Annotated in this window: 9 protein-coding genes; 8 read left to right on the top strand and 1 reads right to left on the bottom strand. The window is 26.4% G+C overall.

The window, feature by feature from the left end; translation table 11 throughout:
- Positions 1-92: 92 nt before the first annotated feature.
- The 8 genes from I2A75_RS12765 (at position 93) to I2A75_RS12730 (ending at position 10,914) form a co-directional block, all read left to right on the top strand.
- Positions 93-845, top strand: coding sequence for an ABC transporter ATP-binding protein (locus I2A75_RS12765; RefSeq protein ID WP_195265069.1), 753 nt, complete (start codon positions 93-95; stop codon positions 843-845).
- Positions 845-2,743, top strand: coding sequence for an ABC transporter permease (locus I2A75_RS12760; protein ID WP_195265067.1), 1,899 nt, complete (start codon positions 845-847; stop codon positions 2,741-2,743). The genes I2A75_RS12765 and I2A75_RS12760 overlap by 1 nt, the downstream gene beginning before the upstream one ends.
- Before the next feature lie 144 nt (positions 2,744-2,887).
- The gene (gene hcp / locus I2A75_RS12755) at positions 2,888-4,540 is read left to right on the top strand and encodes a hydroxylamine reductase (protein ID WP_195265065.1); all 1,653 of its coding nucleotides are present in this window, start codon (positions 2,888-2,890) and stop codon (positions 4,538-4,540) included.
- Between the two features lie 262 nt (positions 4,541-4,802).
- Positions 4,803-5,504 carry an iron-sulfur cluster repair di-iron protein gene (gene ric / locus I2A75_RS12750; protein ID WP_195265063.1) on the top strand — a complete coding sequence of 234 codons (702 nt, stop codon included), beginning with the start codon at positions 4,803-4,805 and terminating at the stop codon, positions 5,502-5,504.
- A gap of 31 nt (positions 5,505-5,535) precedes the next feature.
- Positions 5,536-6,342, top strand: a complete 807-nt coding sequence (locus tag I2A75_RS12745) for a DUF438 domain-containing protein (RefSeq protein WP_195265061.1) — start codon at positions 5,536-5,538, stop codon at positions 6,340-6,342.
- A 166-nt stretch (positions 6,343-6,508) separates the two neighbouring features.
- On the top strand, positions 6,509-7,222 hold the full coding sequence (locus tag I2A75_RS12740) for a Crp/Fnr family transcriptional regulator (protein ID WP_195265059.1): 714 nt from the start codon (positions 6,509-6,511) through the stop codon (positions 7,220-7,222).
- Between the two features lie 291 nt (positions 7,223-7,513).
- Entirely contained in the window at positions 7,514-8,326 is an 813-nt protein-coding gene (locus tag I2A75_RS12735) for a nitroreductase family protein (RefSeq protein ID WP_195265057.1), read from the top strand.
- Positions 8,327-8,652: 326 nt separating this feature from the next.
- Positions 8,653-10,914, top strand: a complete 2,262-nt coding sequence (locus I2A75_RS12730; protein ID WP_195265055.1) for a glycogen/starch/alpha-glucan phosphorylase — start codon at positions 8,653-8,655, stop codon at positions 10,912-10,914.
- A gap of 411 nt (positions 10,915-11,325) precedes the next feature.
- On the opposite strand, the gene I2A75_RS12725 is transcribed toward I2A75_RS12730, so the two are convergent.
- Positions 11,326-12,438: a DEAD/DEAH box helicase gene (locus I2A75_RS12725; protein WP_195265053.1), complete on the bottom strand. Its 1,113-nt coding sequence runs from the start codon at positions 12,436-12,438 to the stop codon at positions 11,326-11,328.
- Positions 12,439-12,747 lie beyond the last annotated feature (309 nt).

Below are 12,747 nucleotides of genomic sequence, written 5' to 3'. Positions count from 1 at the left end.
AGAATAAAAAAGGTAAGGTTAAGTGAAGGAATCCAAATTAAAAAACTATTAAAATAAAATTAAAGTTAAAGTTAATTTTGGAGGAATTAGTTATGAAAGAAATTTTAAAGTTAAAAGATGTATCTAAAGAGTATGGAGTTAGAGGGTTTAGAACAAGAGTTTTAAACAATATTAATTTTACTGTTAATGAAGGTGATTTTATTTCGATAATGGGCCCATCAGGAGCAGGAAAAACTACTTTGCTTAATTTAATTTCAAGCTTAGATAAACCAACAAAAGGTGAAATAATTCTTGATGGAAGAGATATAACAAAGGTTAAAAATAAAGAATTATCTAATTTAAGAAGAGATAAAATAGGATTTATATTTCAAGATTATAATTTATTAGATAATATGAATTTAATGGATAACATAGCATTACCATTAGCATTAGGAAAAAAGAAAACTAAAGATATAGAAAACAAAGTAATTAATATTGCAGAGATATTCGGTCTTAAGGAACATTTAAAGAAATATCCATATGAATTATCTGGGGGACAAAAGCAAAGAGGGGCAGCAGCTAGAGCCTTAATAACTGATCCAAAAGTAATTTTTGCAGATGAGCCTACTGGAGCATTAGATTCAAGATCATCATCAGATTTGCTAGAATCTTTAAGTAGAGCAAATAAGGAAGAAAATGCGACTATTGTTATGGTTACTCACGATGCTCTTACTGCAAGTTATTCTAATAAAGTTTATATATTAAGTGATGGAGAAATAAAGTGTCAATTAAATAAAGGAGATAATAGAAAAGAGTTCTATGGTAAGATAATTGATATGTTAGCATCTTTAGGAGGTGCTAAATAATGAGCGTATTTAATATAGCTTATAATAATTTTAAGAATAATATAAAAGTCTATACTATGTTCTTTATCTCAATGATTTTTTCTGTGGTTGTTTTAAGTAATTTCTTAATTATGATGGATGGAGAGGCAATGAAAGTCCTTGGTGATATGAATGAAGAATATAGCAAGCTTATTTTGCAAGTTATAACTGTCATTTTAGTTATATTTATGTTTTTCTTTATTTGGTATGCATCTAATATCTTCTTAAGAAATAGAAAAAAGGAAATTGGTATTTATGCATTTATGGGTCTTGATTCATCAGTAATAGGAAAGATATATTTTATTGAAATGATGTTAATTGGAGTAAGTGCATCAATAATTGGAACAACTATAGGAGTTGTCTTATCAAAGTTTTTTCAAATAGTAGTTTTTAAAATTGCAGACTTTAATATAGATGTGACGTTTAATGTAAGCTTAAATTCAATAATTTATACTATAGCAATTTTTATGTGTATCTTTTTATTTATGAGTATAAAAGGATTTATAAGTATAGTTAGAAGCAAAATTGTAGATCTTTTAAATGCAAATAAAAAACAAGAAAAGATGCCTAAAGTTAATTTTATTATATATATAATTGCTATAATTGCATTATTTCTAATTGGATATGGATATTACTTAGTAAGTAAACAAGCAATGAATGCTCTTAAGACTTTAGTATTAGTTTGTATAGGAACATATGGATTATTTGGAGCTGTTTTTCCAATAGTGTTTAATTTCTTAATTAATAGAAAATCTATATTATACAAAGGATCAAATATTGTAACTATAAATAATTTAGCTTATAGATTTAAGAAAAACTATACTATTTATGCTACTATAGCTATACTAACAGCAACAACTACTACAGTTCTTGGAACAGCCTTTTCAATGAAGACAACATATGAAAATAGCCAAAGAAATATTACTTTATATTCTTTAGCAATTTCATCTACAGATGAGTTTAATTCAGAAGAAATAGCGCATAAATTAAAAGAAGTTGGAGAAGAAAAATATTCCTTAAATACTAAAGTACTAAAGGTTAATAGTACATTAAAAGATGTTCCGGAATATCAAAATGATGAATATATAGTAGTATCTTATGATAATTTATCTAATATATTAAAAGCAAATGGTGATGAGAAAGACTTAGATAAGTTTAATGAGGAAATGGTAGAAGGTAATAATGTTATATACATTGAAAGACCAGGTACTCTTATGAGCTTTTTAGCTAATACCAATGATATTACATTAAATGATGTTAAGTTTAATGTAAGCGAAAGTACTAGAATCAGAGTTTTTGGTGAAGCATTAAATTATTCTACTATAGTTGTTAATAATGATGAATATGAAAAGCTTAAAGAAATAGCAACTGAAATAAATTTCTATGGCATTAAAATAGAAAATGAAGAAAATATAATTAATGTAATAGATGAAATAGGAAAAAATCTTAATTTAGAAACCACTCATGGATTTTATGGGCAATTTGAGTTAAAAACAATAGAATGGGTAAAATTTGTTTATGCAATTGGAGGATTCTTATTTTTAGTAATGGCATTAGCAGAAGCTAGTATTATTTATATAAAAATTTATAGTGATGCAAATGAAGATAAGCAAAAGTATAAAACACTTTTAAGTATAGGAGCTTCAAAGAAAGATATAAGTAAATCTATAAGTAGAGAAGTTGCATTATTTTATTTCATTCCATTAGTAGTTGGTGCAATTCATAGTTATTTTGCAATTAATGCATTAGCTGATTTTATGAAAGAAAATTTAAATTTTGTATATTTACTTAGCTTAGTAATTTGCATAGCTATATTTATAGTTAATTGCATTATTTCAATCATAGGATTTAAAAAAATAATAGGAATAAAGAAAAATTAAAAAGCAAAAAATTCACGATTGTTTAAAGCAATTGTGAATTTTTTGCTTTTTAAAAGAGTATTATATATGAATAAAAATAGTTTATATAACTGATAATAGGGTTATATAACTAAGAATAGGTTTATATAGAAAGGAGATAAAAATATGGATAATGCAATGTTCTGTTATCAATGTGAGCAAACTATGGGGGGCAAGGGGTGTACTAAGATGGGGGTCTGTGGTAAAACACCAGAAGTTGCAAATCTTCAAGATTTATTGATTTATCAGTTAAAGGGAATATCATGTTATGCTAAACCATTAATAGATAAAGGCGAGCTTATAGACAAAACAATAGTTGAGTTTGTAGAAAATGGACTTTTTACAACGTTAACTAATGTTAACTTTGATGTAGAAGTACATATACAAATGCTTAAAGATTCTCAAAAAATAAAAGAGTCATTACGAAGCAAAGCACCAAAGGGGGATTATCCTGATCCTGCTACATATAACTTAAGCGCTACTAAACAGGAAATGCTAAAGGATGCAGTTAAAGCTGGAATAATGTATGATCAAGAATTAGATGCAGATATAAGATCATTAAGATCAACTATTCTTTATGGGTTAAAGGGAATATCTGCTTATGGTCATCAAGCTAGATTTATTGATTTTTATAGCGATCAAGTGGATCAATTTTATTTTAGAGCATTAGAAATTATAACAAATGATAATGTTGAAGTAGAAGAATTAATACGTTGGGTAATGAGAACTGGAGAAATAGCTATAGAAGTTATGAGAGTTTTAGATGATGCTAATACAACTAGATATAAAAATCCAACACCTCATAAAGTAAATGTAAATATTAAAAAAGGACCATTTATAGTTGTTTCAGGGCATGACTTAAGAGATTTAGAAATGCTATTAGAGCAAAGTGAAGGAAAAGGTATAAATATATATACACATGGAGAAATGTTACCATCCCATGGTTATGATGGACTAAAAAAATATAAGCATTTAGTAGGAAACTTTGGATCTGCATGGCAAAATCAACAAAAGGAATTTGATAATTTACCAGGTTGTATTCTTATGACAACTAATTGCTTAATGAAACCAAGAGAAAGCTATAAAGATAGAATTTATAGTACTGGAGTAGTTGGATGGGATGGAATAGTGCATATAGGAAGAGATGAAAATGGATATAAGGATTTTTCAGAAATAATTGATAAAGCTCTTGAGTTAGGTGGATTTGAAGAAGATGAAGAAGAACACGAAATATTAGTAGGTTTTGCTCATAAATCAACTTTAAGTCATGCAGATAAGATAGTAGAGTCAGTTAAGGAAGGTAAGCTAAGACATTTCTTTGTAATTGGAGGATGTGATGGAGCAAGACCAGGAAGAAATTATTATACAGAGTTTGCTGAGCAAGTTCCAATGGATTGTATTATTTTAACTCTTGCTTGTGGAAAATATAGATTTAACAAGTTAGAATTTGGAGAAGTAAATGGATTGCCTAGACTTTTAGATGTAGGTCAATGTAATGATGTTTATTCTGCTGTGAAAATTGCAACAAGTTTAGCAGATGCTTTTGATACAGATGTAAATTCATTACCATTATCTATAATTTTATCTTGGTATGAGCAAAAAGCAGTTGCAGATTTATTAGCATTATTGTCTCTTGGAATAAAAGGAATGTTCTTAGGACCATCATTGCCAGCATTTATATCACCAAATGTACTTCAATATCTAGTAGATACATTTGATCTTAAACCTATTAGTACACCAGAAGATGATTTGAAAACATGTCTTCAACAGTTAGTATAATATAAATATTTTAGGAGATATAGTTATGCTATATCTTCTTATTTTTTTGATTCTTATTATACTTTGAAGTTTTAGAAAAGGTTATGATATAAAGTTTTTATTATTTTAATTATTAAAGATTAAACTGATTTTATGATGTTATATATGCAATTTTTAATGTAAGATTATAATTTTTCAAAATTTGATTTGAATCACATTTTTATTTTAAAAATTTTCTTATAATTTACTCATAGATAAGAAAAACAATATTGGAGTGATTGATATGGAAAAGAGTATAAATAAAAATTTAAGCTTAGGGGAATGTGTTATTATTTATCCTGAAATTGTAGAAAAGTTTAATGATATGGGATTAGATTATTGCTGTGGTGGAAGTGAAAATTTAGAGCTTGCATTAAAAGAAAAAAATATTGATGTAGATAAATTTATTGAAGATATAAATAAAGAACTTGAAGAATTTGTATTTGATAATTCTTCATATATAAATTGGAATGAAAGAAATTCAGAAGAATTAATTCAGCATATAATAAATACTCATCATGCAAAGACATTTGAATTACTAAGAGATATAGACCCATTACTAGTTAAGGTATTTAAAGTTCATTATAATCATTTACCAGAAGTTTTAACAAGAGTTCATAAACTTTTTGGAACATTAAAATCTGAGTTAGAAGAACATTTAATCAAAGAGGAAAAAATATTATTTAAAAAGATAATTGAATTTGAAGCTACTAGTGATGAGGCAAAGAAGGATATTTTAAAAGAAGAAATAGAAAGCTTTATAGGAGAACATGAAGCAGCAGGAGATATACTTAAAGAATTAGCACATATTACTGATGATTATAATGCTCCAGAATGGGCGTGTACAAGCTTTAAATTATTATATATGAAGATGCATGATCTTGAAAAAGACTTATTTGTTCATATTCATAAAGAAAACAATATTTTATTTAAGAGATATCAATAGAAGGTTTAATAAAAATATAGAGGTGATTAATTTGGAAAAGAAAAGATTTATTTTAGATAATGGTGTAAATAGAGCAGTTAATGAAGGAAAAATAAAGGAGTTAACAGTACTTTTAAGAAATTTAAATGAAAAAGGATTAACAGAAGATTTAAAGGAAAAGGGATTAAAACTTGTTAAATCAATAAGTCCGTTAGAACTTTCTATGGCAGAACAAAGTTTAGTAGAAGAAGGAATGGACCCAAGCGAATTAAGACATTTATGTGAAATTCATATGATGATTTTACAAGGTGAGCTTGAAAAATTACAAAGTAATATATCTAAGGGACACGTTTTATATACACTTATTGAAGAACATGCATTACTTTTAAGTTTTTTAAAGGAATTAGAAGAAGTAACAAATGCAATACTAGAAATGGAAAGCTATGATAAGAATAGAAAAGAATTTACAAGAGTAACTGAACTTATCATTAGTATTTTAGATGCTGAACCTCACCATAAAAGAGAAGAAGATGTTTTATTCCCAGAACTTGAAACAAGGGGGATAACAGGGCCAACTAGAATAATGAGACTTGAGCATGAAGATTTAAGAAAAAAGAAAAGAGCATTAAAGAAGTTAAGTGAGTCAGTTGCAGATTTAGATTTTAATGAATATAAAATTGAATTAAAGAAACTTTCAAATGCAATTTGTTTTGAATTAAAAGATCATATATTTAAGGAAAACTATATATTATATCCTACAGCATTAGAAAGTATAGAAAGTGATACTAAGTGGGTTGATATGAAAAAAGAATGTGATAGTATAGGATATTGCACATTTACACCTGATGATTGCAAGTAACATGTTAATAGTAGCAAGTAAATAAATGTTAAATAAAATAGAATTCTTTTATTTAATATTTAAATTAATTCAAACCTCCTTCTAAATTATATAATTTAATTATAAATGTGAATTTTATAGTATAATTAAACTAAGTTATATGATTTAGGTTAGGAGGTATTTTATTTTGAATTGTGATTGTTGTTGTGAAAAGTGTGCAAGTAGATTATATGCACAAGAAGTACCTATATTTGAATCACTTTCCGAAGAGGAATTAGATAGAATAATATCAGTAAGAAAACATATGGTTTTAAAAAAAGGAGAAAGTTTATTTTTAGAAGGAGATAAAGTTTCGAAACTCTTTATAATAAGTGATGGCATGATAAAAATAAGTAAAACTACTGCAACTGGAAAGGAGCAAATTATTAATATACTAACTGTTGGGGATTTCCTTGGAGAAAGTAATATATTAGGAGATACTAAGGAAAGTAATGTATCTGCAATAGCAGTTAAAAACACTGAATTATGCACTATTTCAAGAGAAGACTTAAAAGATATATTATATTCGAATCCGTCTATTTGCTTAAAACTTCTTTCTGAGTTAAATAAAAGATTAATAGAAGTAGAAAACCTTTCAAAGAATTTATCTAATAATAATCCAGAAGCAAGAATATGCTGTATGCTTTTAGAGTTTTCTGAGAAATATGGCAAAATTGTAAATGGAAAGATAGAAGTGGATTTACCATTAAACAGAGAAGGAATGGCTAATTATTGTGGCATTGCAAGAGAAACATTAAGCAGAAAGCTAAGTTTATTAGAAAGTGAGAATATTATTAAAGCTGTAGGGACAAAGAAAATAGTAATTAATAATTTAAGTTTATTAGAAGAATCTATTTTTTAGAGTGTTATATCATTAATTGTTCATATTATCTTTAAAAGAATAAATTATATAGTTTATGTAAAAGGAGATAAGTATTATTTATCTTCTTTTTTATTTCGTATATATCTAAAAGAAGATTATATTAGGAGATATTACTTAGCATTTGCTATAAATTAGTTAGAATAAATTTTGTTGTTCTTACAATAGATATAAAAACAATTTAATGATATAATTTATTGTAAATAATTACAAAGATATTATAAAATAATAATGTTTATTTAATATGCTATAAAAGAGGGGTAGATAATTTATATGGAGATGATATTTAATAAGCCTTTAGAAGAGGTAATAAGAGCTAGATATTCAGTTAGAAATTATGAAGACAAGCATTTATCTCAAGAGCTAATAGAAAAAATCGAGAATTATATAAGTGAATTGGATAATCCTTTTAATATAAAGGTAAGAATACATTTAATCAAAAAGGAAACTTATAAGGATGTAATTAGACTTGGTACTTATGGAGTTATAAAAGGAGCAAATTATTATTTAGTAGCTGCATGCGAAAATAAAGATTTTGCATTAGAAGCATTAGGATATACATTTGAAAAATTGATTTTATATTGTACTTCACTAGGATTAGGTACAGTTTGGCTTGGAGGGACATTTAGTAAAGGTGATTTTGGAAAAACTATTAATTTAAAAAGTAATGAAATATTACCAGCAGTATCGCCTGTTGGATATGAAGGCGGAAAAAAATCCTTTCTTGCTTCTTTTATGAAGGACCATAAAAATAAAAGGAAAGATTATTCAGAAGTATTCTTTAATGTAAGTTTTGACACTCCTCTTTCAAAGGAAGAAGCAAAGGAGTATGGAGAAGCATTTGAAATGGTAAGATTAGCACCATCATCAATGAATAAGCAACCATGGAGAATAGTTAAGGTACAGAATGATATTCATATATATAATAGTGGTAATAATGATATGAATAAAATAGATATGGGTATAGCACTTTGTCATCTTGATTTATATATGAAGGAAAAAGGAATTAGTGGAGATTTTAAGTTTGTAAATCCATTTATAGAATGTAAATATGCATATGTTATTTCATGGTTAAGAAGTGAATAGAATGAGATATCTTAGGATATCTCATTTTTATTTGTATTAAAACTATGAAAAATTGGGTTAATATTAAGGTGACTAATGAATAATAAAATTGGTAAGTGTCTATAATTTTATTGTAATGAAGTACAAAAATAGGAAAAAAATATAGAATTTTTGAATTTTATATAAGAAATATACAAATAAAAGAATGAATATACAAATTAATAGATATAAAATTGATATTATAATACTTGTAAAGGGTTTATAACTTTACTAAATTTAATTTGTATAAATTATATAAATAAGATTATTAAGAAAATAAATTAATTATTTGAGGGTGGGATAGAATAATGGTACAAGAAAACTTAACAAAAATTCTAGAAAATAGATTTGGAAAGACAATAAAAGAAGCAAGCAACGAAGAAATCTATTTAGCTTTATTAGAATTAACAAAAGGGGAAATTAAGACAAAGGGAAGAAATAAAGGAAATAAGAAGCTGTACTATATTTCAGCTGAATTTTTAATTGGAAAGTTATTATCAAATAACTTAATCAATTTAGGACTTTATGAAGAGGTTAAAGAAGTATTATTTGATAATGAGAAAGATTTAACTGAAATAGAAGAAATCGAATTAGAACCATCATTGGGTAATGGTGGACTTGGAAGATTAGCTGCATGTTTCTTAGATTCAATTGCAACTCTAGGATTAAATGGAGATGGAGTAGGTTTAAATTACCATTTTGGATTATTCCAGCAAGTATTTGAAAATAATAAACAAAAGGCAGTTAAAAATCCATGGATAACTAGCGAAGGCTGGTTAAATAAATCAGATATAAAATTTGAAGTTTCATTTGGAGGATTTAAAGTTACATCAAGCCTTTATGATATAGATGTTACAGGTTATGATAAGTCATGTAATAAGCTTCGTTTATTTGATATAGATACAATAGATGAATCACTAGTAAAGGATGGTATAAACTTTGATAAGGAAGAAATAAAGAAAAACTTAACTTTATTCTTATATCCTGATGACAGTGATAAAGCTGGGCACTTATTAAGGATCTATCAACAATACTTTATGGTAAGTAATGCAGCTCAATTAATTTTATTAGAAGCTGAAGAAAATGGATATGATTTGCACAAATTATATGATCATGTAGTTATTCAAATAAATGATACACATCCATCAATGGTTATTCCTGAATTAATTCGTCTTTTAGGAGAGAGAGGAATAGGTATGGATGAGGCTATTGAAATAGTTACAAAGACTTGTGCATATACAAATCATACAATATTAGCAGAAGCATTAGAAAAGTGGCCAATAGAATATTTAGATAAGGTTGTTCCACAATTAATGCCAATAATAAGAGAGCTAGATAACAAAGTAAAAGCTAAATATGATGATGAAAAAGTATATATAATAGATAAGGATAACAGAGTTCATATGGCACATATGGATATTCACTATGGATTTAGCGTAAATGGAGTTGCTGCACTTCATACAGATATATTAAAAGAAGAAGAATTAAAGCATTTTTATAATATTTATCCAGAGAAGTTTAATAATAAGACAAATGGGATAACATTTAGAAGATGGTTAATTCATTGCAATAACGAGCTTGCAAAGTATATAAGTGAGCTAATTGGAGATAATTATAAAAAGGATGCTACTAAATTAGAAGACTTATTAAAATATGTAGATAATAAAGAAGTTCTAAAAAAATTAGGAGAAATTAAGAAGCATAATAAAGTTGCTCTTAAGGATTACCTAAAAGAAACTCAAGGTGTTGAAATAGATGAAAATTCTATATTTGATATTCAAATTAAGAGACTTCATGAATATAAGAGACAACAAATGAATGTTCTTTATATAATTCATAAGTATTTAGAAATCAAAAAGGGGAATATCCCAACAACTCCAATAACAATGATATTTGGAGCTAAGGCAGCACCAGCTTATATAATAGCTCAAGATATAATTCATACTATTTTATGTCTTCAAGAAATCATAAATAATGATCCTGAAGTCAATAAGTATTTAAAAGTTGTTATGGTAGAAAACTACAATGTAACAAAAGCATCTAAGTTAATTCCAGCTTGTGATGTTTCAGAACAAATTTCTCTAGCATCCAAAGAAGCATCTGGAACAGGTAATATGAAGTTTATGTTAAATGGAGCATTAACTTTAGGTACAGAAGATGGAGCTAATGTAGAAATACATGAATTAGTCGGAGATGACAATATTTATATATTTGGTGAATGCAGTGAAGCTGTTATTGAACACTATAAAAAAGCAGATTATGTTTCAAAGAAATACTATGAAAAGCCTGCAATAAAGGAATTAGTTGACTTTATAGTTAGCGATAAAATGATAGCAGTTGGAGATGAAGAAAACCTAACAAGACTTCATAAGGAATTAATCAACAAGGATTGGTTTATGACATTGCTAGATCTTGAAGAGTATATTAAAACTAAAGAAATAGTATTTAAAGATTATGAAGATAGAGAAACTTGGAATAGAAAAGTTTTAGTTAATATTAGTAAAGCCGGATTCTTCTCATCAGATAGAACTATTGAGCAATACAATAATGAAATCTGGAAATTAAAGTAGAAGATCAGTATAAATTACAACTACAAAGAGGCAGTAGATATGTTTTGGTAAAACAAATATATCTACTGTCTTTTTTGTGATTAATTATAAAAAGAGTTATTAATAATTAAATTTCAAGGGCGTCGCGAAACGCGACGTCCTTGAAATTTTTCTATTAACTTTTTTTTATTAAAATAATATGTTTATTTATTATATATTTTTATATAAGCAAAGGATATAATGTTTCGTTATATCCTTTGCTTATACTGAAATTTCTATAGATTTTATAGCTATAATATGTTCAGAGTTACGATATATACATATGCATATTTATAATTTTTTTAACTATAATATCAGTTTTCAAATGTATATCTGTAAGTTTATGTTAACTTGTAAAGAGCGCTGCAATAATCAGATTTATATTTCTATCTTTTATCTGAAGTTAACTTCACGCTCAGGAATTGTATACTGTAAGTAATTTTCTATTTCCTCTAATATATTGTAGTTTTTAGGATCTGTAATAAGACAGGTATAACCACTGTCTCCAGCACGAGCTGTTCTTCCTATTCTATGAATATAGATTTCAACACTTTCTGGTGCATCATAATTATATATATGAGTAACTCCAGTAACATCTATTCCTCTTGAAGCAACATCGGTTGCTATTAAATATTGAATCTCACAATCTCTAAAAGATTTCATAATTTTTTCCCTTTTATTTTGAGGAACATCACTATGTATTTTAGCGGCCTTTATACCTTTAGCAGCTAGCTTTACTTCTAATTCATCAGCTCTTCTTTTAGTTCTACAAAAAATAATAGACATAAATGGATTATCTTCTTCTAAAACTTTAACTAAAGCATCAACTTTCCATCTATCTGTAGTTTTAACGACTTCTTGCTTAATATTAGGAAGTTCAGCTTCTTCATTTTCTGTAATATCAATAATAGCTGGATTATTCATATATCTATAAGCAAGTTTTTTTACTTTAGAATCTATAGTTGCAGAAAAGCAAAGAGTTTGAAGTTTTTTTGGAGCATAAGACATTATTTTTTCAATTTCATTTCTAAATCCCATTAAAAGCATTTGATCAGCTTCATCTATAACAACTGTATTTAGTTTACTTAAATTTATACTTTTTCTTTCTAAATGATCAAGTAATCTTCCTGGAGTTGCAATTATTAAATTAATACCTTTATTAAGCTTTTTTAATTGAGAACCAACGTCTTTTCCACCGTAAGCAGCTAAAATTCCGATATCATTTATATTAAATTTATTTGCTTCCTCAGTTATTTGTATTGCAAGTTCCCTAGTTGGAGATAAAATTAGTACTTCAGTATTTTTAGAATTACTATCTATTCTTTGAAGTATAGGTAATAAAAAGGCTAGGGTTTTTCCAGAGCCAGTTTTTGATTTTCCTATTACATCATTTTTATTAATTATTTCAGGTATAACATTAATTTGAACTTTGGTAGGCGCTACTATGCCATTTTTCTTCAATGAGTCAATTAATTTTTCATTTATCTTTAAACTTTTAAAATTCATAATTTTATCCTTTCTTTGAAAGTTATATAAAATAAATTAGAGCTTGGTATCTGGTGAAAGACAACCAAGCTCACTTTATAGTACTCATATACTAATGGCTTAATAATAACACTTAAAATATCAATAATCAATATAAAGTTATAAATCATATTAAATAGAATAAGCTATCTAACTAAATTTTAATAAAAAGAATCATAAAGTAAAAATTGAATTTAAATTATAAATATGATTTTCTTTATTTTATATTTAGGAAATCTTAAGCTTTATATGAAAATATATTAAGATTTTAAACTTATACTGAAATTAACA

The organism is Clostridium sp. 1001275B_160808_H3, from assembly GCF_015550425.1.
Classification (GTDB): Bacteria; Bacillota; Clostridia; order Clostridiales; family Clostridiaceae; genus Clostridium.
This window is presented reverse-complemented; position numbering and strand designations above follow the sequence as displayed.